The 22,500-nt window shown below is 54.0% G+C and carries 18 protein-coding genes and 1 other annotated feature; of the genes, 2 read left to right on the plus strand and 16 right to left on the minus strand.

Annotated elements, in window-relative coordinates; genetic code table 11:
- Positions 1-16: 16 nt before the first annotated feature.
- The 3 genes from AC0LWT_RS06645 to AC0LWT_RS06655 all read right to left on the minus strand — a co-directional run bounded on the left by AC0LWT_RS06645 (position 17) and on the right by AC0LWT_RS06655 (position 5,680).
- Positions 17-2,686 (minus strand): valine--tRNA ligase, encoded by a 2,670-nt coding sequence (locus AC0LWT_RS06645; protein ID WP_474680441.1) that lies wholly within the window; start codon positions 2,684-2,686, stop codon positions 17-19.
- Positions 2,687-3,074: 388 nt separating this feature from the next.
- Positions 3,075-3,331: a binding site (T-box leader), on the minus strand.
- Between the two features lie 312 nt (positions 3,332-3,643).
- The gene (locus AC0LWT_RS06650) at positions 3,644-4,672 is read right to left on the minus strand and encodes a LysM peptidoglycan-binding domain-containing protein (protein ID WP_474680442.1); all 1,029 of its coding nucleotides are present in this window, start codon (positions 4,670-4,672) and stop codon (positions 3,644-3,646) included.
- Between the two features lie 120 nt (positions 4,673-4,792).
- Positions 4,793-5,680, minus strand: coding sequence for an RluA family pseudouridine synthase (locus AC0LWT_RS06655; RefSeq protein WP_474680443.1), 888 nt, complete (start codon positions 5,678-5,680; stop codon positions 4,793-4,795).
- Between the two features lie 266 nt (positions 5,681-5,946).
- On the opposite strand from AC0LWT_RS06655, the gene AC0LWT_RS06660 reads away from it, so the two are divergent.
- The gene (locus tag AC0LWT_RS06660) at positions 5,947-7,425 is read left to right on the plus strand and encodes a phosphodiester glycosidase family protein (RefSeq protein ID WP_474680444.1); all 1,479 of its coding nucleotides are present in this window, start codon (positions 5,947-5,949) and stop codon (positions 7,423-7,425) included.
- 450 nt (positions 7,426-7,875) lie between these two features.
- Here the strand turns inward: AC0LWT_RS06660 and hemL are convergent, their stop codons facing one another.
- Positions 7,876-9,174 (minus strand): glutamate-1-semialdehyde 2,1-aminomutase, encoded by a 1,299-nt coding sequence (gene hemL, locus AC0LWT_RS06665; RefSeq protein WP_474680445.1) that lies wholly within the window; start codon positions 9,172-9,174, stop codon positions 7,876-7,878.
- A gap of 72 nt (positions 9,175-9,246) precedes the next feature.
- Here hemL and AC0LWT_RS06670 point away from each other — a divergent pair, with 72 nt between their 5' ends.
- The gene (locus AC0LWT_RS06670; RefSeq protein WP_474680446.1) at positions 9,247-9,909 is read left to right on the plus strand and encodes a Crp/Fnr family transcriptional regulator; all 663 of its coding nucleotides are present in this window, start codon (positions 9,247-9,249) and stop codon (positions 9,907-9,909) included.
- A gap of 8 nt (positions 9,910-9,917) precedes the next feature.
- Here AC0LWT_RS06670 and hemG read toward each other — a convergent pair whose 3' ends face one another.
- The 12 genes from hemG to AC0LWT_RS06730 form a co-directional block, all read right to left on the minus strand.
- The gene (gene hemG, locus AC0LWT_RS06675; protein WP_474680447.1) at positions 9,918-11,375 is read right to left on the minus strand and encodes a protoporphyrinogen oxidase; all 1,458 of its coding nucleotides are present in this window, start codon (positions 11,373-11,375) and stop codon (positions 9,918-9,920) included.
- 34 nt (positions 11,376-11,409) lie between these two features.
- Positions 11,410-12,354 (minus strand): ferrochelatase, encoded by a 945-nt coding sequence (hemH, locus tag AC0LWT_RS06680; protein WP_474680448.1) that lies wholly within the window; start codon positions 12,352-12,354, stop codon positions 11,410-11,412.
- A gap of 1 nt (position 12,355) precedes the next feature.
- Complete coding sequence (gene hemE / locus AC0LWT_RS06685; protein WP_474680449.1) at positions 12,356-13,420, minus strand: uroporphyrinogen decarboxylase; 1,065 nt, start codon at positions 13,418-13,420, stop codon at positions 12,356-12,358.
- Between the two features lie 302 nt (positions 13,421-13,722).
- A complete protein-coding gene (gene hemB, locus AC0LWT_RS06690) occupies positions 13,723-14,715 on the minus strand; it encodes a porphobilinogen synthase (protein ID WP_474680450.1) in 993 nt (330 codons plus the stop codon).
- A 40-nt stretch (positions 14,716-14,755) separates the two neighbouring features.
- Positions 14,756-16,294 carry a uroporphyrinogen-III C-methyltransferase gene (cobA, locus tag AC0LWT_RS06695; protein ID WP_474680451.1) on the minus strand — a complete coding sequence of 513 codons (1,539 nt, stop codon included), beginning with the start codon at positions 16,292-16,294 and terminating at the stop codon, positions 14,756-14,758.
- A 7-nt stretch (positions 16,295-16,301) separates the two neighbouring features.
- Positions 16,302-17,249 carry a hydroxymethylbilane synthase gene (gene hemC / locus AC0LWT_RS06700; RefSeq protein WP_474680452.1) on the minus strand — a complete coding sequence of 316 codons (948 nt, stop codon included), beginning with the start codon at positions 17,247-17,249 and terminating at the stop codon, positions 16,302-16,304.
- A 5-nt stretch (positions 17,250-17,254) separates the two neighbouring features.
- Positions 17,255-17,968 carry a precorrin-2 dehydrogenase/sirohydrochlorin ferrochelatase family protein gene (locus tag AC0LWT_RS06705; RefSeq protein WP_474680453.1) on the minus strand — a complete coding sequence of 238 codons (714 nt, stop codon included), beginning with the start codon at positions 17,966-17,968 and terminating at the stop codon, positions 17,255-17,257.
- A 7-nt stretch (positions 17,969-17,975) separates the two neighbouring features.
- Complete coding sequence (locus tag AC0LWT_RS06710) at positions 17,976-18,806, minus strand: cytochrome C assembly family protein (protein ID WP_474680454.1); 831 nt, start codon at positions 18,804-18,806, stop codon at positions 17,976-17,978.
- Between the two features lie 35 nt (positions 18,807-18,841).
- Positions 18,842-20,245, minus strand: a complete 1,404-nt coding sequence (gene hemA / locus AC0LWT_RS06715) for a glutamyl-tRNA reductase (protein WP_474680455.1) — start codon at positions 20,243-20,245, stop codon at positions 18,842-18,844.
- Between the two features lie 161 nt (positions 20,246-20,406).
- Positions 20,407-20,943: a hypothetical protein gene (locus AC0LWT_RS06720; RefSeq protein WP_474680456.1), complete on the minus strand. Its 537-nt coding sequence runs from the start codon at positions 20,941-20,943 to the stop codon at positions 20,407-20,409.
- Positions 20,944-21,055: 112 nt separating this feature from the next.
- A complete protein-coding gene (gene speD / locus AC0LWT_RS06725) occupies positions 21,056-21,457 on the minus strand; it encodes an adenosylmethionine decarboxylase (protein ID WP_474680701.1) in 402 nt (133 codons plus the stop codon).
- Positions 21,458-21,761: 304 nt separating this feature from the next.
- A complete protein-coding gene (locus tag AC0LWT_RS06730) occupies positions 21,762-22,349 on the minus strand; it encodes a non-ribosomal peptide synthetase module (RefSeq protein WP_474680457.1) in 588 nt (195 codons plus the stop codon).
- Positions 22,350-22,500: the final 151 nt, after the last annotated feature.

Here is a 22,500-nt window from a genome sequence, read left to right on the forward strand (position 1 = left end):
GCTCTAATTTCCACGATTACCCTTTTAATTCCGCTAATCGAGCTATCACTTTGTCCCTCTTGTCTGCGTAATCGGCAAGTTTGGCTTTTTCTTCTTCGATGACTTTGGCCGGAGCTTTGGCAACGAAGCCGGCATTGGCGAGCTTTTTCTCGATTCGTTCCACTTCGCCGTGGAGCGTTTGAAGCTCTTTGTCCAGACGCGCCAGCTCCTGGGCGATGTCAATCAGCCCGGCAAGCGGCAGGAACAATTCCGCACCGGTCACGATAGCCGTCATAGCTTTTTCCGGAGCCGTCAGATCCGATTCAATCTCCAGCCGCGACGTATTGCAAAAACGGCGCAAATACTCTTCGTTGCTGCGCAAAATCGCCTGCGTTTCATCGGAGGCCGGCTTCACCATAAGCTCGATTTTTTTGCTCATCGGCACATTGACTTCCGCACGGATGTTGCGGACTGCTCGGATGGCGTCCATCAACAGCTCCATCTCGCGGACCGCATCCGGCGCTTCGAACGCCGGGTTCACAGTCGGCCATGCCGCCAGCGTAATCGTTTCTCCTTCATGCGGCAAATGCTGCCAGATTTCTTCGCTGATGAAAGGCATGAACGGATGAATGAGCCGCTGCGTCTGATCGAGCACATAGGCAAGCACCGATTGCGTCGTTTTCTTCGCCGCAGGGTCTGCGCCGTACAAGCTCAGCTTGCTGAACTCGATGTACCAGTCGCAAAGATCGTCCCATATAAAATTGTAAAGCAAGCGTCCGGTCTCGCCGAATTCATAGCTGTCAATGAGCCGTGTTACATCGCGGACCGTTTCGTTCAAACGGTGCAAAATCCAGCGGTCGGCCGTGCCCAAAGACCCTGTCAAATCAATGTCGGCCGCGGTTACGCCTTCCAGATTCATCAACGCAAAGCGCGAAGCGTTCCAAATCTTGTTGGCAAAATTGCGCGCCTGCTCGACGCGTTCCCACCGGAAACGAAGATCCTGCCCCGGCGTGCTGCTGGTCGAAATCATATAGCGCATCGCATCGGCGCCGTATTTCTCGATTACCTCAAGCGGGTCGACGCCGTTACCGAGCGATTTGGACATTTTGCGCCCTTCGGAATCGCGGACGAGACCGTGCATCAGCACATCTTTAAACGGAATTTGCCCGGTAAATTCCAGAGCGGTGAAAATCATCCGCGCCACCCAGAAATAAATAATATCGTAACCCGTAACGAGAACGTCCGTCGGGTAATAACGTTTCAAATCTTCCGTATCGCCAGGCCAGCCCAGCGTAGAGAACGGCCATAAGCCCGAGCTGAACCAAGTGTCCAGGACATCCTCGTCCTGATTGATATTGCCGCTTTGGCAGTGCGAGCACACTTCGGCGTCCTGCCGCGTTACCGTCGTGTGGCCGCAATCGGCGCAATGCCACGCCGGAATGCGGTGGCCCCACCACAGCTGGCGGGAAATGCACCAGTCGCGCACATTTTCGATCCAGTGCAGGTAAATTTTTTCAAAACGGTCAGGGACGAAGTTGACGCCCTTGCCGGATTTTTGCGCTTCGATCGCTGCCTCTGCGAGCGGCTGCATTTTTACGAACCATTGTGTGGACAAATACGGCTCGACAACCGCGCCGCTGCGCTCGCTGTGGCCGACTTGATGCACATGCTCCTCAATTTTGACCAGTACGCCCTGCTCCTTCAGATCGGCGACGATCTGCTTGCGGCACTCGAAGCGGTCTTTGCCCTGATAAGGGCCGGCATTGGCATTCATCGTACCGGTTTCGTCCATCACAAGAATTTGCGGCAGATCGTGGCGCTTGCCCACTTCAAAGTCGTTCGGATCGTGCGCAGGCGTAATTTTGACCGCGCCGCTTCCGAACTCTTTTTCCACGTACTCGTCGGCAATAACCGGAATCTCGCGACCGACGATCGGAAGAAGCAGCTTTTTGCCGATCAGATGCTGATAGCGCTCATCGTCCGGATGAACCGCAACGGCCGTATCCCCGAGCATCGTCTCGGGACGCGTCGTAGCTACGACGATCGAGCCTGTGCCGTCCGTCGTTTTGTATTCCAAATGGTAAAGGTTCCCTTGAACTTCCTTATACTCGACTTCAATGTCGGAAAGCGCTGTCCGCGCGGCCGGATCCCAGTTGATAATATAGTTGCCGCGATAGATCAAGCCCTTTTCATAAAGACTGACGAACACCTCGCGAACCGCCTGCGACAGCCCTTCGTCAAGGGTAAACCGCTCCCGGGAGTAGTCGAGCGAAAAACCCATTTTCGCCCACTGCTCGTGAATCGTGTTCGCGTAATGGTCCTTCCACTCCCATACTTTCTCCAAAAACTTTTCCCGCCCCAGATCGTAACGGGTCTGGCCTTCCTCGCGCAGCTTCTGCTCCACTTTGGTCTGCGTAGATATGCCCGCGTGGTCGCAGCCGGGAAGCCACAACGCGTCAAAGCCCTGCATCCGCTTCGTGCGGATCATGATATCCTGCAGCGTAAAATCGAGCGCATGCCCGATATGCAGCATCCCCGTCACATTCGGCGGCGGAATAACGATCGTGTATGTCTCGGCGTCGGAACGGGTTCCCGCTTTGAAAAATTCGTTTTTAATCCAGTAGTCGTACCATTTGCGCTCGGCTTCCTTCGGATCGTATGTCGTAGGCATTTGCAATTGCTGAGCCGTTTGATTCGTTTCGCTCATATAGTTACCTCCATGTCATTATTTGCATTGAAGTTTGTTCGCTAATTTTTGCGGCCTCGTTCTCAGGGCGATCCGCCTCTGTTGGCTTCGTTCCCGTCAGGGAACGGGCGATCCGTTTTCCGTAAGGAAAACTTCCATTTCCCTCACGCTAACGTCCAAGCGTGTCCGAAGACGAGAGTTTCACCGAAACTCGTATGAAAGACGAAAGCGCTCCCTCTACCTGCTCATCGCCAAAAGCGCCTATCCCCGCTCCCTGCTGCAATCGCTCGTTGTCCAGGGGGCGAAACCTCAGAGTTTTGCGGAGCAAAACTGGCTTCGAAAGCATACGCTGGGGCCCTCCTTGTAGGAGGGTTTGGGAGGTAAAGAAACACAAATAAAGCCTCCCGCCGCAAAGGACGAAAGGCTTGCTTCCGTGGTACCACCTTTATTCCACGCCCTGTCCCGCCAGGGAAAGGCATGGCTCTCAAACAGATAACGGCTGCGGCCGGCAAACGCTGCGGAACCGATGGCAACTTGCGCGCATTGTTCTATCACGTTTGCAACTCCAGGGCGACTTCGATCGGCTGCGACCTATGGAACCTTTCAGCGCTGCAGTTCCACTCTCTGAAGGACATACCGGCTACTACTCCCCATCAACGTTTCCAAGTATTGCTCAAAATGATTTACACCATATGATAGCGAACATTTTCATCAGAGTCAATATACTGCCGTGCAGATTGTGTCGATTTGTAATTTTCATTATAACCGTTTTTCCATATTTTATGCTTAGACCCATTTTTGGGATTGAGATAAACCTCTATCGAGGTCTTTTCGAAGATGAGCGACCGCGTTTAGAGGTTGGTTTTATCGCCAATAAGCAAGCGGTTTTCGGGAATTGAAAACTTATACTTTGCTTATGCAGTAAAAAAGCCTTCGGCCGCTTCTTCGCGCAGCCAAAGACTTTTGCTTATGTACCCGTTATTTGGGAAGATAGAGAACCTGCCCCGCGACAAGCTCCTGATCGCCAAGCCGGTTAAGAAGCTGCAGCTCCCGCGGATTCAACTGATAGCGTTTGGCAATCGACTCCAGCGTTTCTTCCTTTTGCACGATGCACATTCTTAATTTGCGGAATTCTTGCACCCCCGAGTCCGTCCGCAGGAACAGGCGCTTCCATTCTATAACCTCGCCCTTCGCTTCCTCGGCGGCCTTTGCCTCGGCTTCCTCTTTCCGTTTTTCCGGGTGAAAAAGCGCCCCGGCTTTGGAAATAAGCGATTTTATACCGCTAGGCTGCACTTCCATCGCTTCATTCGCCTTTTTGCCGAAAGCGAGCTTAGGCTCTTTCTCCTTTTTCTCCTCCGGAATAACCGAAGCCGCCTCCTGCTGGGGAACTTCCTTCGACTCGGCTTCCACCTTCGGGGCTTCCGCGGCCGGGGCCTCGTTTTGCAGCGGTTCCTCGTAAGCCGGCGGAAACGGTTTGGACTCCGGAACTTCAGGAACCGCCTGCTCATTCGCCTCTTGCTTCACCTCCGTCGGAGCTTTCTGAACCGGTGCGGGAGGCGCCGGCTTTATCTTTTCCACACGCTCCTCCTCGGCTTCATGGACAAAGGTGATTTCCTCTTCCCCCCGCCAGCTGTCAGGCGGCGATGACACCATCTCTACGCCTTGCAGAGACAGAACTCCCGTCACATTCAAGCTCCTGGCCGAGAGAAGATCGATGTCGAAATTTTCAATCTCCACCAAAATGTCTTCCACCCGATGAATTCGATTGAGGGGCAGCGTAATTTCGACGGGAATCAAATGTTCGAGCAGTCGTGACGCTCCATCGTCGCTTTCATAATTTCCGGTGAGCAGCAGATTCCCTTTCAGGATCGCCTGCTCGTTCTGCGTTAAGACCTGGATATGCGGCACCAGCTCAACATCGTTCAGCTCTTGAATACCCGCCAATTCTTCCTGCAAGTGGACGCGCTCGTAGATATCGAATCTTAAACCCGGTTGCTGTTCAGCCACTGGCAAAATCCTCCCTTCCTTCAATTCCCGCCGCAAGGCAAACGACTGGAATGTTCAACCAATACCTTAAGATTTGTCTCTAAAGTATATGGGTGAAAAAGAGATGGCATGACTATATTTTTACGAAACTCGAAGCTTCTCTAGCAAAAGCAGCATATCTTCAGGCCACGGCGCCTGCACTTCGACCCTTTCCAGCGTGACCGGATGCTGAAAAAGCAGCCGCTCTCCATGCAAAGCCTGGCGCCCCAGCAGCGCAGAAGACCCTCCGTACAAAACGTCCCCCGCAAGAGGATGTCCGATATGGCTGAGATGGACTCTGATTTGATGCGTACGTCCCGTTTCCAGCCGCAGCTGCACGTGTGCCGCCCGTTTCAACTGCTCCGCGACTTCAAAATGCGTTACGGCCGCATCGCCCCTCGGCGTTACGCGTCTTTTGCCGGAATGATGGCGGTCCTTGCCGATCGGCTCGCGGATCGCTCCTCCTTTGGCGCGAAACCGCCCCTCGGCAATCGCCGCATATCTCCGGTCGATCCGCTTGTCGCGCATCGCCTCGTCGAGCAGCACGTGCGCCCATTCGTTCTTGGCGTACAGAACGGCGCCGGTCGTGTCCCGGTCAAGTCTGTGTATATGGCGGACAGCGCACGCCTGCCCCGTAGACGCATAATAATAGGCTACGGCCGAAGCCAGCGTCCCCTGCTGTCCCCGCTCCGAAGGATGAACGGACATCCCGGCGGGCTTGTTGACGACGAGACAAAAATCATCCTCGTACAAAACCTCCACCTCGCCGTACTCCGCTTCAAAACCGGGAGCATCCTCGGGAAAAACCCGCAGCAGCAGCTTTCCCGCCTGCACGCGCACGCCTCCTTGAGCAGCCAGCCGCAAATACAGTTTGCGCGGGACAGGCAGCAGAGCCCCCAGCCTTTCAGCGGCTAGCGGAGCTAGAGGGCTCCAATCGTCGCCGGGGAGAGGAAGCTCCATCCACTCGCCTTTCCGCTTCCATCCGATCATGACCGGTTGCCTCTATGAAAGAAAATAAGCAATACGGCCAGCAGCAGCAAAAAGAAAAAAACAACGGCCATCACATCTATTGGAAAATCAAAAAAATAGTATCGCTTCACAATCGGGCAGCTCCTTCTTCATGCTTGAATCAAGTCCACTTTATTTTAACAATTACCATTAACAATTGCATGCGTAAATATGATAGAATGAAATCTAGTACTGTTTTTTTCGACATCTTAGAATTTGAAGAAAAATGGAGCAGGAGAGGAATTATTTTGAATACTGCAATTTTACAGCATTTTCGCAGCTGGAGCTGGCTGAAACGCTTGCTTCTGCTTATAGCGGCATGTACGTTTCTTTGTTCGAGCTTTTTGTTTTTAACGCCTCTTGGCGAAACCATCCGTGTTTATTTGGCCAAAACGGTCATCACGACGCAGCACCGTGACTGGGCCTGGATCTTTGTCGGCGCCGAGCGCCGCGATCAACTGGTCAAAGAAATGCAGGATTTGACGGAAATCAACTCTATCGAAAAACAAGATCTGCAAGCCGTGAAGTATAACAAAAACCGTCCTATGGAAAGTCTCGTCAAGGTTGAAGACATTTCCGGCCAATTCTGGAAAGGCAAAAAAATGTATGTATACGATCCGAGAACGATCCGCGTAGTCGTCCCTTCCAAGCAGGGTGAAGGCGAGCGGATTACGTCGATGGTGCAGCGGACGGGAGCCGTAGCCGGCGTGAACGGCGGAGGATTTAACGATCCCGACGGGCTTGGCAACGGATTTGCCCCGATCGGCGCCATTATGTCCGGCGGTAACATTTTGTACACCGACCAGGAAGGCTCCATTCCTCAGCAAATCGTAGGTTTTACCAAGGAAGGAACGCTCATTATCGGTAAATACAGCATCAACGAGCTGCTGAAGCTTAATGTAACCGAGGCCGTATCGTTTTATCCCCGCGTTATCGCCAACGGCAAAGGGCTGATTACGAGCGGGGACGGCGGCTGGGGCAGAGCGCCCAGAACAGCCGTCGGGCAAAAAGCGGACGGAACCGTCATCTTTATCGTGATCGACGGCCGCCAAGCGCACAGCGTAGGCGCAACGCTCAAAGAAGTCCAGGACCTGTTCCTTGAAGACGGCGTCATTAACGCAGGCTTCCTGGACGGCGGGGCTTCGTCGGAAATGGTTTACGACAACGATCTGATTACCAAGCCATCGAGCCGTTACGGCGAACGCCGTTTGCCGTCCGCTTTCCTTGTCTTCGATCATCCCGAGTCCGTTAAGGTCGATAACGTTTGGGAAGGCTTGACTACGATTGATCCGGGCGGCGCTTACGATCACCCTGATTTCCTGAAAGAGCAGGCTCAGAAAAAAGCGAACCAGCCCAAGGCGACGGCAACGCCGAAGCCGGCAGCGACGCCGAAGCCATCCGCGAAAGCCGAAACGGACGAAACCGGCCAGGCCAAGCCGGGCGCTTCGGAGGGGCCCGGCGGAACGGCGAGCGGATCGCCGAAAGCAGGTGCTTCGGCGAAGCCCGGGGCTTCGCCTTCTGTGTCGCCGAGCGCGAGCGGCGGCAGCACGAGCGAGCCTGCGGGAACCGGCGCCGCAGCAGGCAGCGTGAATCCTGCTCCGTCGGCGACGCCGAAACCGAGCGTAGCGCCTGCTGCAACCGCGAGCCCTGCCCCTGACGGAGGGGGAACAGCGAAAACCGATGCAAGCCCTACGCAAGCGCCTGCGGCTTCTCCGAAGGCGAACTAAAAAAAGGTTGACCCGAATGGGTCAACCTTTTTTTGCTGCTCCCCCTCTTCCGCCGCCGTAAACGGCTTCAGAGGATTCAGCGCCCCTCCTGCACCTCGGACACCATTAGCGCAAACGCGCAAAAAACCTGCAAAAATACATCTTTTTGCCCTCACGATGCGCTTGTCTTGAATCATTCCTGCAAAAGTGCAGTTTTTTCTGCCGGGTCGGAGGCTTGGTCCCGGTTTGGCCGATAATTCCTGCACATTTGCAGGCTTTTTCCTCAAACGGGCCGTTTCCATCGAAAAAGCCTGCACTTTTGCAGTTTTTTCCAAACTGTAAATGTAACCGATCATACTTTTCGCAGCATTCCATTCCTCAGGCTATAAACACACCTTCGCTGCTTTTCCATTTCCAGGTTACAAATGGGCTTATTTGCATCATCGCAGCGTGAAGTGCCCCGCCCATCTTTTACAGGCGCTTAAGCGCCTCGCGGTGAGCTTCGATCGTTTCCGCTATATCGCTATCTGAGTGAACGGTGGAAATGAACATCCCTTCGAACTGGGAAGGCGCCACGGAAACGCCCAGATCAAGCAAATGGCCGAAATAGGCGTTGAACTTGGCCAAATCCGACGTTTTCGCCGTTTCGTAATCGACAACGGTCTGCTCGGTAAAAAACGGGCACAGCATCGAGCCGACGCGGTTGATCGTGCATGGGATGCCGACCTCGGCGGCGTTTTTCTTAAATCCGGCTTCCAGCATTGCCGATTTCCGCTCCAATTCCTCGTACACGCCCGGTTGGCCGAGCAGCTTTAAAGTCGTGTAACCGGCCGCCATAGCGAGCGGGTTGCCGGAGAGCGTTCCGGCCTGATAGATCGGTCCGGCAGGCGCGATGTGCTCCATAATATCGAGCCTTCCGCCATAAGCCCCTACCGGCAATCCGCCGCCGATCACCTTGCCAAGACACGTCAGGTCGGGCGTAATTCCGTACAGCCCTTGAGCGCAATGTTTGTGCACCCGGAAGCCGGTCATCACCTCGTCGAAGATCAGCAAGCTGCCGTACTGCTGCGTAATGCTTCTCAGTCCTTGCAAAAAGCCTTCCGCAGGCGGAACGACGCCCATATTGCCGGCGACCGGCTCTACAATCACTGCCGCGATATCTTCGCCAAACTTCCCGAAAACAAGTTTAATCGACTCCAGGTCGTTATAAGGCACCGTAATCGTATTGACCGCTACGTTCTCGGGAACCCCCGGGCTGTCGGGCAAGCCCAATGTAGCGACCCCGGAACCCGCCTTGATCAAAAGAGCATCGGCATGCCCATGATAGCCGCCTTCGAATTTCACGATCTTGTTGCGCTTCGTAAAGCCGCGTGCCAGCCGGAGGGCACTCATCGTCGCTTCGGTCCCCGAACTCACCATGCGTACCATCTCGATTGAAGGCACCCGTTCGATAACGAGGTTGGCCATTTCCGTTTCAAGTTCGGTCGGTGCGCCGAAGCTCGTTCCCTTTTCAGCCGCCTCTTTGATCGCTTCCACCACTTCCGGGTGGGCGTGGCCGACGATGAGCGGTCCCCATGAACCGACGTAGTCGATGTAGCTGTTTCCGTCGATATCGGTGACCCTGGAGCCGGCTCCCTTTTCCATAAACAAAGGGGTCAAGCCTACCGATTTAAAAGCGCGCACAGGACTGTTCACACCGCCGGGAATCACTTTCTTCGCTTCGCTGAATGCGGCAGCCGAACGCGTATCGATTCTGCTCGAATTTTTCATTTTCTTCATACCTCCACGAAGACCATATATGGTAAAATAAAACGGAATCCAATTTATGACTAAAGGCGGTACATGATGCTAGAATTCGTCAAACGGGTACCTTTATTTTCGCAATTGACCGATGCCCAACTGGGTGCCGTAGCCGAAATTTGCAGCAAAAAATCATATCGGCCGAATACGGTGCTTTTTTCCGAAAAAGACCCGGGCTCGGTGTTCTACATGGTGATCAGCGGGTCCGTCAAAATTTATACGACCGGCAATAGCGGCGAGGAGAAAATATTGTCGATCTGCAAATCGGGAGAAAGCTTCGGCGAGCTGTCGCTGATCGACGGCAAGCCGCGCTCGGCTTCCGCGCAAACGTTGGAAGAATGCGCGCTCGTCACGCTGACTGCGCAAAATTTCCTCGGCCTGCTGCGCAATCATTTTGACATAGCGCTCGGCATTATGCGGGAACTGAGCAGCCGGCTGCGCGATACGAACCAGCACGTCTACGACCTGACATTCCTCGACGCCAGAACCCGCGTCATCAAAAGCCTGATCACAATGGCGAACAAACACGGCATACGCAGCGAGAACTCCATCATCATCAAGCTTGTTCTGAATTATGACGAAATATCCCAGCTCGCAGGGGTCCAAAAAAATACGCTCATGCAGGTGATCCGCGATCTGGAGGAAAAGCAGATTCTTACGATCTCGCCCGTCGATTTCAGGCTGGATTTGTCCAAGCTTCGCTAGTCCGGCGCCTAACGGGCATATGCAGGGTCGGGAAGCTTTTGCGCCATGTAGTCAGCCAGCTGTACAGCGGCTTCTTGCCCCTGGCGGATGCAGTCGGGAATACCGACCCCGTGAAATCCCGCACCGGCTGCAAACACCCCCGGCATTTCCGCAGCCAGCTCCTTGCGAAACCGATCTATTTTCTCCAAATGGCCAACCGGATATTGCGGCATCGATTGAGGCATCCGTGTAATCTCATAAAACAACGGCTCTGCATGCAGACCCAGAAGCTCGCCGAGATCGTGGCGGGCTTTTTGCACGAGCTGCTCGTCGCTCCAGTTCAGCCATTCCTGCTCGCCCGAGCGGCCGATGTAACAGCGCAGCAGCACTTTGCCGTCCGGCGCCGTATGCAGCCATTTGGACGATGTCCACGTGCTCGCCGTAATCGTGCGCCCTTCTGTGCGCGGCACCAGGAAGCCGGAGGCGTCCAGCTCGAACGGAATGTCTTTCCGGTCAAAAGCCATAATGACATTGGCGACTGAAATATATTCGATCTGCTTCAAATGATCCGCAAGCTGCAGATGAGCCAGCAGCCGGGCCGTCTGATACGCAGGCGTACCGATGATGACTCCGTCCGCCGTTTCCGTATGCCCGTCCTCAAACACGACTTCCGTAAGGCCAAGCTCCGTCTTCCTTACCGATACGACGCCGGTGTCCGTTCGCAGGTCGCAGTCGGACAAGCTTTCGAGCAGCCCCTCAACCAGCGTCTGCAGCCCTTTTTTGAAAGTGACAAAAGCGGATGCCTTGAGTGGCTCGGGCACATGGGCGTTTTCCCCCGCATTGTTTTTCCGGCTTGCCATCATTCCTTTGATCAAGCTTTTGTGCTTTTGTTCCATAGCTTGAAATTGCGGAAAGGTGGACTTCAAGCTCAGCTTGAACGTATCACCCGCGTAAATGCCGGCAAGCAGCGGCTCCACGACGTTTTCCAGCACCTCTTTGCCGAGCCGGCGCTCCAGAAAGTGCCCGAGCGATTCGTCCGTCGTCTCCTCGCGCACAGGCAGCACTACGTCCAGCGCAGCCCGGGCTTTGCCGAGCGGCGAGATCAGCCCTGTTTTCATAAAAGGTGCTATTTCCGTCGGGATGCCCAGCACGAGACCCGGCGGCATGCGGTGCATTTTGCCCCTGCGTACGATATACGTTTTCTTGGCTTGCGGATTGAGCCCCGTCAGTTCCCCTTCCAGGCCGAGCTCGCGGGCCAGATCGATCGTCGGCCGCTTGCGCGCGAGGACGGAATCCGGGCCTTTTTCGATAACAAAGCCGTCGCGCTGAATCGTATGAATTTTGCCGCCAAAAGAGGATGATTTCTCCACGACCGTCAGACGCGCGCTTACGCCCTCGGCAGATAATCTCTTTTTGACATAGTAAGCGGCGCTGAGACCGGTTATGCCTCCGCCGATAATGATGATGTGCGGTCGTTCTGCACTCATGGAAATCTCCCCTTTCGCGCACATACGAAAAAATTTATTTGCTCGTGCTTTCCTTCACTTTATCGTAAACGACGTCGCTTAATGTCTCCATGTAGAGCGGGTCCGTGTTCAGCGACTCCGTACGTTCCAGATGGATGCCCAGCTCCTTGGCCAAAGCCTGCGCCTCGATATCGATATCGTAAAGCACTTCGAGATGGTCGGATACAAAGCCGATCGGGCACAGCAGCACATGCTTCACGTTTTCTTCCTTGCGAATCGTTTGCAGCACGTCCAAAATGTCCGGCCCGAGCCATGGCATCGCGGTCTGCCCGGCGCTTTGCCAGCCGAACTGCCAATTCGTCACGCCCACCCGCTCGGCAATCGCCTTGGAGGTTGCCAGCAGTTGATCGGGATACGGATCTTTCATTTCGACAATTTTTTCAGGCAGGCTGTGCGCTGTAAAAATGACGCGGACATCGTCCCGGCTCGCGGCGTCGAACTTCGCCAGCGCGGACTCCACGCGCTCCGTCAATGCTTGAATCAGCTTCGGATGCAGATGATAGCTCAGTACGAAATCAATGCGCAAGCCAAGCTCTGCGGCTTTATCCTGCGCCCGCTTCACATATCCGCCCACGCTCATGACCGAGTAATGGGGCGCCAGCACGACGCCGACCGCTTCTTCGATGCCGTCCTTGACCATCTGCTCCACGCCGTCCTCCACGTATGGCTGAGCATGCTTCAGACCTTGATAGCAGACGAACTCCATATCTCCATGCTCGCGGTTCAGCGTATCTTCCAGCCCTTGAACCTGTTTGTTCGTATTTTCGCGCAGCGGAAAAAAACCGCCGACAATCGCTTCATAACGCGACGTCAATTCATGCAGCTGCTCCGGCGTAGGCGGATGGCCGCGCCGAATATGCGTATAATACGCTTCGACCTGATCCAGACTTTCCGGAGTTCCGTAAGACATTACCAATACACCGATACGGCGTTTTGTCATGTTAGACACCACTCTTCTCTGTTTGCTGGGATAATGCGGCATGCGAATATTCGTGGATAAACGAGGTTAAATGTTTGAGCTTCTCCAACGAGGCTTCCGGAAACAGGCCGTGCCCCAGGTTAAAAATGTAGCCGGGCCTGCCGATGCCTTCGTCAATGATGGCTTTCGCCTGCCGCTCGATGACGCTCATAGGCGCTGTCAGCACGTAAGGATCGAGGTTGCCTTGAACGGCAAACCGGTCTCCGAGTCTTTTGCGGCCTTCCGGGATCGGAATCCGCCAGTCTAGGCCGATGACATCCGCCTGCAAATCTTTCAAATAAGGCAGCAATTCGCCGGAACTGACGCCCGGGAAATAAATTTTCGGCTCGGTCAAATCCGCAAGCTCCTTGAAAATCCGCTTCATCGTCGGCAGCACGTACATTTGAAAATCGGAAGGCGAAAGCGCGCCCACCCAACTGTCGAACACTTGCACCGCTTTGGCGCCGGCGGCGATATGCGCTCTGAGATACGTGATCACCATATCCCCCAGCTTATCCATCAAGGCGTACCAAACTTTGGGCTCGCTGTACATCAGCGTTTTCGTGCGGATATAGCTTTTCGAAGGCTTGCCTTCGATTAAATAGCTCGCGATCGTAAACGGCGCACCGGCGAACGAAATCAGCGGAACCTCCAGCTCCCGGTGCAAAATCCGAATCGTTTCAATGATGTGAGATAAATCCTTTTCAACGTCTATCGGACGCAGGTTTTCTACATCCTGCGCCGTGCGGACCGGCGTATGAATGACGGGACCGATGTTTTTTACAATATCGAAGTCAACCCCGAGCGAAGCAACCGGATTCATGATATCCGAGTACAAAATGGCCGCATCCACACCAAGCTTCCTGATCGGCATCATGGTAACCTCTGCGGCAAGCTCGGGCTGGCTGCAAATTTCAAGCAGCGAGTACTTTTCTTTAATTTTGCGGTAATCCGGATCGTAGCGGCCTGCCTGGCGCATATACCATACGGGCAGCGTATCTACCGGTTCTTTCCGGCAAGCCTTAATAAAATTATCGTTATAACTCACGAGGCACCTTCCTCTTTTTCCAAACCATAATATTCCGTGCTTTTCTCATCCATTATGCCCTAATTATACGCCTGTAACAACCGATGGGAGCTTTCGGTTTCCGACAAAAGTATGACAAAAGACCCTCCGGTGCACAGCAGTTTCAGGAGTCCGGCGGGCGGAACTGCCTTTGGGCTTGCCCAATGAATAATGACGGATTTTATGCGTTCGCCCGCATAAAATCCGTCATTGCACATACGTATGCCTTCTGCCGAGTTCATCCGCCGGACTGCCGGTCGTGAATCGCTATTCGAAGCGAATCATCAGCCACGCAGCCAGCGTGCGATATCTTTGGCGAAGTAAGTAAGAATAATGTCCGCGCCGGCGCGCTTGAAGCCCGTCATCGTTTCCATAACGATGGACTTTTCATCGATCCAGCCCTGCAGCGCAGCCGCTTTGATCATGGAATATTCCGCGCTGACGTTGTAAGCGACGACAGGCAGATCGAAATTATCCTTGAGCATGCGGATCACGTCCATATAAGCGAGCGCAGGCTTGACCATCAGGAAGTCGGCGCCTTCGATCACGTCGGTTTCCGCTTCGCGCAGCGCCTCCCGCGCATTCGCCGGGTCCATTTGATACGTTTTGCGGTCGCCGAACTGCGGAGCCGAATGCGCGGCGTCGCGGAACGGGCCGTAATACGCCGACGCGTACTTGACGGAATACGCCATGATCGGCACATGCTCGTAGCCGGCTTCGTCGAGCCCTGAGCGGATCGCCTGCACATAGCCGTCCATCATATTGGAGGGCGCGATAATGTCGGCGCCTGCCCGGGCCTGGGATACGGCTGTTTTGACCAGCAGTTCCAGGGACGCATCGTTCGCTACGTCGGCTTGTCCCGTAATCGGATGATGATGGACAACGCCGCAGTGCCCGGTATCCGTAAATTGGCACAGGCAAGTGTCGGCAATGATCAAAAGGTTCGGATGCAGCTCCTTGATGCGGCGGGCCGCCTGCTGAACGATACCGTTCTCCTCGTAGGCCGAGGTGCCTTCGGCGTCCTTGTGCTCAGGCAAGCCGAACAGCAAAATCGCTTGAATGCCTAGCTGCACGATCTCATCAATTTCGGCTTCCATCCGGTCGAGCGAAAAATGAAACACTCCGGGCATAGAAGCGATCTCATCCCTGATGCCCGTTCCATGGGTGACAAAAATCGGCTGAACCAAATCATGAATCGTAACCTGATTCTCACGGACCAGGTTGCGGATCGCTGCCGACCCGCGCAAACGGCGGTTGCGTACAATCGGAAAACTCATATAGTTACGGCCTCCTTGACTCTTTGAATATGGATATGCATTAGTGCGGCTTGCGCGCCGATAAGCTTTGCGCCAAAGAAGCAACCGTCGCTTCTTCGGCCATATAAGCGATCGGCAGGCCCGCTTGGCGGACGGTTTCCGCCGTTTTCGGACCGATGCAGGCAATTTCGGCGCTCTGCAGCAGGCTGACGGGATCTTCGGCCCCGAGCCGGCGCAAAGCTTCGAGCAAATTGGTCACTGTCGACGAACTTGTAAAAGTAATGATATGAATGGCCTGATTGCGCAGCAGCTCGATCACTTCCTCACCGCCCTCGGTATCGAGCACATTCTCGTACACGTCCACTTCGGTAACGTGAAGGCCAAGCTCCGCCAGTCTCGCAGGAATGTATTCCTTGGCGATATCGGCTGTCGGGAGCAGCACGTGCTGGCCCGCCTTCAGCTCGGTTTGGATGGCATCCAGCAGATCGTCACCCTGAAATCTGGACGGCAGCACGTCGGCAATCAAACCGCGTTCAGCCAAAGCTTCAGCGGTCTTCGGGCCGACAGCCGCGATCCGGGCGCCGCCCATAAGGCGAACATCGATGCGCATCTCGCGCAGTCTGCGGAAAAAATATTCCACGCCGTTAACGCTCGTGAACAATATCCAATCGAATCGGGGCAAACTCTCAAGCGCCCGGTCCAATGCCTCGACCGCTTCCGGCCGGCTCGTCGGCTGCATGCGGATGACCGGGAACTCCACCGGCTCCCCGCCCATTTCGTCGATCAGATCGACAAGCTCGCTCGCCTGGCTGCGCGCCCGCGTGACCAGCACTCTGCGGCCGAACAGCGGCTTTTTCTCCACCCAGGCCAGCTTCTCGCGCAGTTTGACAACCTCGCCGACGATAATGACGGCCGGGGATTGGAAATTCGCCCGCTTCACTTTCTCGGCGATGTCCTCCAGCGTCCCCGTGATCGTCGCCTGATCCGTCCACGTCCCCCAGCGCACGAGAGCGACGGGCATTTGCGGCGGCTTGCCGCAGCGGATCAGCTCCCGGCAGATTTGCTCCAGATTGGCTACGCCCATCAGAAACACCATCGTGCCGATCGCCTTCGCCAAATGCTCCCAATCCAGGCTGGAGTACGTTTTGTTCGGGTACTCATGCCCGGTGACGATCGCCACGGATGACGTAAAATCACGGTGAGTCACCGGTATTCCGGCATAGGCCGGCACCGCGATGGATGAAGTGATTCCCGGTATGATTTCGTACGTAACCTCATGGTCGGCCAGCAGCTCGGCTTCTTCGCCGACGCGTCCGAAGACGCTCGGGTCGCCGCCTTTGAGCCGCGTAACAACTTTTCCTTGCAGCGAGAGATCGACCAGCAAGCGGTTGATCTCTTCCTGCTTCATCATATGCTTATCCGGCAGCTTGCCTACAAAAATAAGCTCAGCTCCGGGTTTTCGATGTTTTAGCAAACGGGGGCTTGCCAGGCGGTCATACACGATCACGTCCGCCTTTTGGATCGCTTCCAGACCGCGTACCGTGATCAGCTTGGGGTCGCCGGGACCGGCTCCGACAAGATATACTTTTCCTTTGATCATCGCGCGCTCACTCCCTTACCGCAGCGAGGATGCGGTCCGCACCTTGCGCGATCAGCTTGTCGGCGATGAGCAGGCCGAGCGCTTCCGGATCGCTGCCGCTGGCCGTCTCCTTCAGCAGCGTCTGTCCGTCGGGCGTGCCGACCATGCCCGTCAGCGTCAACAGCGGCGCGGCACCGCCGCCGCTGTTGACGCTGACGCTCGCGTAAGCGCCGAGCGGCACCTGGCAGCCTCCGTTGAGTCTGCCGAGGAAGCTCCGCTCCGCCCGCACCGCGAGCGCGGTAGGCTCATGCTGGAACCTGCCGAGCAGGTCCAGCACGAAGTCGTCGCCGCCCCGGCATTCGATGCACAGCGCTCCCTGCCCTACGGCAGGGAGGCATGCTTCGGGCGGCAAATACGCCGTGATGCGATCCTGAAAGCCGATCCGGTGCAAACCGGCCGACGCCAGCAGTATCGCATCGAAGTTGCCCTCTTCGAGCTTGCGCAGCCTCGAATCGATGTTCCCCCGGAGCGACTCGATGCGGAGGTCCGGGCGGAGGTGCTGCAGCTGGCTGGCGCGCCGCAGCGAGCTCGTGCCGACGAGCGCGCCCTGCGGCAGCTCGTCGAGCGACCGGTGCCCTCGCGTGATCAGCGCATCGCGCGCGTCCTCGCGCTCGGGCACCGCTCCTATGACAAGCCCTTCGGGAAGCTCGAAGGGCATATCTTTCATGCTGTGGACGGCGATGTCGATCTCGCCGTCCAGCAGAGCCTGTTCGATCTCCTTGACGAACAGGCCTTTGCCGCCGACCTTGGACAGCGTCACGTCCAGGATGCGGTCCCCTTTGGTCACAATCTTCTTGATCTCGAACCGGCATTCGATTCCATACCCGGCAGCCAGTTTTTCCAATTGCTTCACAGCCTGACCGGTTTGCGTTAATGCAAGCGCGCTCTGTCTGGTGCCAACTACGATAGTTCTCATCTCTACTAGTCCCCTGCCTCTCTATTCCGACCACTGAAAGCCATAATTGTATCTATATTCGGCTTTCTTTCCAGCTCAGCAAACAATTCGTCCTTCCATATCCCAAACGTCCCGGACCGTATGCGTCCGAGCACGTCCCACTCCAGCATCTGCTTGAACATCCGCTGCCTTGCCGCTTTATCCTCCACCAGGCTTTGAATTTTCGAGCGCACATCGCCGAGAAAATCCAGATAGACCTCGTACTCGTCGCCGTAAGCCGCTTCGAGTTCTTTCGCAATTTTGCGCGCCGCAGAAGGGCTGGCCCCTCCCGTTGACACTGCGATTACAAGCTTCCCTCTGCGGAAGACGGAAGGCACGATAAAGCTGCTGATCTGCGGTTCATCCACCACATTGACCGGCATACCGAGACGCTGCGCTTCCCGGTGAATCCGCTTGTTGACCTCCGCTTGATCCGTCGCGGCTACGGCCAGCATGTAGCGGGTTGCACCGTCCGATACGCCGGAGGCGAGGTCGCCGGGCTCGAAAGTCTTCCTGAGAAGAACTACCTCGCCGCGGGCCGCCATGCCGGCAAGTTCGTCCGTCACATCCGGACTGATTACCGTAACGTCCGCCCCGGCTTTCGTCAGCGCAAGAACTTTGCGCTCCGCCACTTTACCGCCGCCGACGACGAGGCATCGGCAGCCTTCCACATTCAACATCACCGGGTACGGGTGCTTCAAATTCGAATCAGCTCCAAATCCAGCTGTGAAAGCCGGAAAAAAAGTTCGACACTACAAAATTGATCATGACAATAAGGAAAGCCGCAATGTTCCACGCCGCCAGCTTATTGCCCGAGATACGCATGGAATGGCGCTGGAACAAGTAAAAGGCGTAAGCCGCCAATACAAAAACGGAATTGACAACCTTCGGATCGAAAAACAGGCCGCCGTTCCCTTGAAGCGCGATCCAGACAATGCCCAAGCATAAAGCGAGCAGCAGCAAAGGCGCCCCGATAATGACCGACCTGTACGTATACTGCTCCATCTTTTCCAAAGAAGGCAGCCTCATGACCGTATCGGAGAACTCCTTCTCCTTCAGCTTGCGGTGGAGGAACAAATACATGCCGGAAAAGATCGCCGCGGCCGTAAAAGCCGCATAGCTGCCGACCGCCATCGAAATATGAATAAACAGCAGCTCGCTGTTCACATCCCACTGGCTCGAAATCGGTATCATTTGAGGATTGCCGAACACATTAAGAGCGAGAATGGCAAAGCCGAACACATTGATAAAAAAAACGAATAATTCAATCCTGACAAACCTGCTTATAATTAATGATATCGTCACAAGCAGCCAGCTAAACAAATAGAGCACATCGGAACGGGAAAATCCCATCTCGAACGCGCGTCCGTACAAGCCGAACGCCATATACGCGGTTTGCAAAACCCATACAAATAAAAGGAGCCCCGTCCCCATCCGTTTTGCGTTCCGGTTCGCGTGAGCGAAATCCGAAAAGTAAAACAGCAGGCTCAGGGCATATATATAAATCATCGCGTCCATCAAAAAGCTTCGTGTGACCATGGCACCTCTCCTGGGCATTGTTAGCGCCGAATCACTTAAGATTGCGCTACAGCGTCGGCGTGTTTCAGACCGATAGCGAGCAGTTTGTCTTCCTGGGCGCGCTTTGCCTCCGCTTCGATCGCTTTTCGTTCTGCTTCCTGTGCCTGCTCGTCTGCCTGCTCTTGCTGTTCCAGCACCTCTTCAAGCGCAAACAGCTTCGTAAACATGTCAAGCGCCTCGTCGCCGTGCCGCTCTCCAGCCATTTCCTTGATGCGCAGGATCGGATCGCGCAGCATCTGGTTTACGATACTTTTGGTCAATTTGCGTATTACTTTCACTTCCCGCTCATCCAGATCAGGAAGCTTTTTCAGCATGCTTTCCATCGTTTCCTCGTGCACCTGGTTCGCTTTCGCCTGAAGCGCCTTGATGACCGGGCTTACGCCAAGCGTCTTGGTCCATTGATCGAAAATGTCCATTTCGGCAGCAATCATTGTCTCAATCTTCGCCGCTTCCCTCTTTCTTTCCTGCAGATGCTTGTCAACGATCATTTCCAAATCGTCGATGTCATACAGGAACACATTTTGCAGCTCGCTGATTTGCGGATCAAGATCCCGCGGCACGGCAATATCCATCATAAAGAGCGGGCGCGACTTTCTTTTTTGCAAAACAGCCTGCAAGTGGTCTCTTGTCAGCACATAGCCGGGAGCCCCCGTCGAGCTGATAATAATATCGACTTCCGCCAAATGCCGGAGCATTTGATCGGCTGCGCAGGGGATGCCGTTGAATTTGGCCGCCAGTTCGACAGCGCGCTCGTACGTGCGGTTCACAACGATAACTTTGTTCGCTCCGCTCGCATACAAATGCTTGACCGTCAGCTCGCTCATTTTGCCGGCGCCTATAATCATCACGGTTTTGTTAGCATATGTACCGAAAATCCGTTTGCCCAGCTCTACCGCGGCATAGCTTACGGATACCGGATTGTCGTTGATTCCCGTCTCGGAATGAGCCCGCTTGGCAAGGGTGACCGCCTGCTTGAACAGCGTGTTGAAAAACGCCCCCGTCGCTTTCAGGTTTTGCGACAATAAAAAGGCGTCCCGTACTTGGCCGAGAATTTGCGTTTCTCCAATAACCATCGAGTCGAGACCGCTTGTCACTCGGAACAGGTGTTCGATCGCTTTTTCATTTTCGTACGTATATAAATGTTTTTGAAATTGATCTTTCGGCACTTCGAACCAACGCTCGATAAAGCTGGTTACATAATGGCTGCAAACCTGCGGACGATCCACTACAGCATAGATTTCCGTACGATTGCAGGTAGCCACAATGACACATTCCAGTATGCTTTTCGTATGTTTCAGTTCGGTCAGTGCCTGCGATAATTCCGAAGCCGCAAAAGTAAACTTCTCGCGGATTTCGACGGGCGCAGTGCGATAGTTTAAGCCTACTGCCATAATATGCATGTGTTCCACCTGCCTTTCTCCAAAGTTCTATGAATCATTATAGCACAGCAAAACAAGCATTCCGACATTTTTTTTGAATAATTTATGAATGCTTTTTCCGCCTATCTTCGTTAGTTTGCACGTGTTGCTGCCCAGATATACCAATCATGCCGGCCAGGCCGTTATTCAAGCAATTTTTTCCGGACCAGCTCGGCAAGGCTTTTGTCCAGCGAAATCAATTTCTCGTTCTGCGAAGCAATGACTCCCCCGCCCGACGCCATCAGCTTCTCGTAAACCTCATAGATTTGCTGAAATTTCGCAGCCGCAGCCTGCAGCGTCTGGACTTCGTCCGCCTTCAGCTTTCTCTCCCCGCCGATCTGCAGCCGCTGGACATACTGCATGAGCTGGGGGACGCTGTCCAGCGTCGTCAGGTACCCGTTCCCGCCGGCGGCAAGCACAAGCCGCTCATGCGTATATCCTGCGGAATACAACGTCTGTCTGCATGCATCAAGTTCGCCGGTGCTTTTGGCTTTTCCCGCTTCGCCCAGGCAGCTGTTCAGCAGTTCGATCTGGAACAGCGAGACTTGGTACAGCAAATGCGAAGCATCATGTTCTTCCTTGCGGTCGCTGAACATGCCGATCGTCTGATACAAAGGCCAGCCGATCAAAAAAAGTACAACTGCGAACATCGCCGTTTTGCGCAGCATTTTATTTTTCACTTCGATCCCTCCAAGTTAAGCGGACATGTCTGGCTGTAACATTGTATGGGATCGGGACAAAACAAATAACCACGGATTTCTCCGTGGTTACCGCTATTAGCGCATCGTCTTCTTATTTTACAAGCTCTGCTTGCATAATTACTGGAGTTTCCACTTGCAGTTCACCAATGCCGCGAACAAGTTTCTTCGCATACACCGTTTCCGGTTTCAAAACGGACACCATGAAGTCGATTGCCAATTGAGGGTCAACTGTCTCGCCGCAAGTATAGCAGTCCAGCGCGGCAAAACCTCTCTCAGGATACGTATGAATGGAGAGATGACTCTCGGACAACATGACTAGCACTGTTGCTCCTTGTGGTTCAAATTGCTTGGATTGTACAGATAATACGGTTGCTCCGCATACCTCGGCAGCTTCTACCATCTGAGCCTGCAGCCATTCTGCATTGTTCAGTAGTTCAAAATCTGCCCCCCAAGTATCTACAGCAACGTGTCTTCCGAAAGTTGAGTATTCCATTTCCATCTTTCGGTTCCCCCTTCCTAGGAATAAAATGTTTGAAAAAAATTTCATCCGCTAGGACCTACGTCATTCACTTCCCGAGGGAATAATCTCTCGCAACATTCAATGTCCTGAGTGAATCCTGGTTCCTATATTGTTTGTCAACGAAAATAAAAATACCATCTATCGTCCAGAAATGCAATAGTTTTTTTTTGACAAATTATTTTATGCGTTTTGATGCGGTATTTGCCGGCTGCAGCAACAAAAAAGACCCTTTTGTAAAGGGCCTTTATACGCTTGTTTATTCATGTATGGAAATTTATTAAGCCTCTAACGTAAACAAACGATGTGTCAGTTGCTCGAGGCGTTCGTCGATTTGCTTGCGGATTTCCTGCTCCTGCACCGTATTGCGCAGATCCAGGAAATGATTGATTTCGTGGTAGATGTTCTCGATTTCCCGCTCTACTTCTTTTTTGTGGAACAACTGCTCCAACCGGCCGAGCGTATCTTTAAATTCGTAAATAACCGTAGCCAATTGGTCCTTTTGTTCAACAATTTTGACGACCGTGCCGCGCTCATAATAATAAACCATCGTGTAGCCGGTATAAATCCGGTTCACAATCGCGCTTCCCTTGAACTCGGATACCGCTTTGCGCATTAAATTAGCCAGCAAAGTATTGCTCAATCTACAGGATCCCGTACATTCATATAGGCCCGATTTCCGCTCAAACGACAGGACGATCTCCTGACCCGCTCCATCCTGGAACACAACCTCCTGGTTGCCGTTTTCCAGAACTTTGACTTGCAAAGTCACTTGATGATCCACGAACATTTGAAAAAACTTGAACATCTCGGCTTCTGTTAACTGGAGGCAGGTTTTGACATATTCAGTCGCTAACCTTTGTGCCATAAAAATCCCTCGATTCTTTGTTTTCAAGCCATTGGTGTTGCCTTGTTTAATATTATACTACATGAGGGATTAATATTCCTGCGTTCTTTTCATGGAATTTAGCCAAAAATCTGAAAAAATCGAAATAAAGCCGGAATGCCATCGGGTTATC

This window comes from Paenibacillus sp. sgz302164, assembly GCF_056120505.1.

Bases quoted from the DNA above. Each gene is read 5' to 3' on its own strand.
- AC0LWT_RS06645 (WP_474680441.1), bottom strand. From the start codon at position 2,686: ATGAGCGAAACGAATCAAACGGCTCAGCAATTGCAAATGCCTACGACA.
- AC0LWT_RS06655 (WP_474680443.1), bottom strand. From the start codon at position 5,680: ATGATCGGATGGAAGCGGAAAGGCGAGTGGATGGAGCTTCCTCTCCCC.
- hemL (WP_474680445.1), bottom strand. From the start codon at position 9,174: ATGAAAAATTCGAGCAGAATCGATACGCGTTCGGCTGCCGCATTCAGC.
- AC0LWT_RS06670 (WP_474680446.1), top strand. From the start codon at position 9,247: ATGATGCTAGAATTCGTCAAACGGGTACCTTTATTTTCGCAATTGACC.
- hemG (WP_474680447.1), bottom strand. From the start codon at position 11,375: ATGAGTGCAGAACGACCGCACATCATCATTATCGGCGGAGGCATAACC.
- hemH (WP_474680448.1), bottom strand. From the start codon at position 12,354: ATGACAAAACGCCGTATCGGTGTATTGGTAATGTCTTACGGAACTCCG.
- hemB (WP_474680450.1), bottom strand. From the start codon at position 14,715: ATGAGTTTTCCGATTGTACGCAACCGCCGTTTGCGCGGGTCGGCAGCG.
- cobA (WP_474680451.1), bottom strand. From the start codon at position 16,294: ATGATCAAAGGAAAAGTATATCTTGTCGGAGCCGGTCCCGGCGACCCC.
- hemC (WP_474680452.1), bottom strand. From the start codon at position 17,249: ATGAGAACTATCGTAGTTGGCACCAGACAGAGCGCGCTTGCATTAACG.
- AC0LWT_RS06710 (WP_474680454.1), bottom strand. From the start codon at position 18,806: ATGGTCACACGAAGCTTTTTGATGGACGCGATGATTTATATATATGCC.
- hemA (WP_474680455.1), bottom strand. From the start codon at position 20,245: ATGCATATTATGGCAGTAGGCTTAAACTATCGCACTGCGCCCGTCGAA.
- speD (WP_474680701.1), bottom strand. From the start codon at position 21,457: ATGGAATACTCAACTTTCGGAAGACACGTTGCTGTAGATACTTGGGGG.
- AC0LWT_RS06730 (WP_474680457.1), bottom strand. From the start codon at position 22,349: ATGGCACAAAGGTTAGCGACTGAATATGTCAAAACCTGCCTCCAGTTA.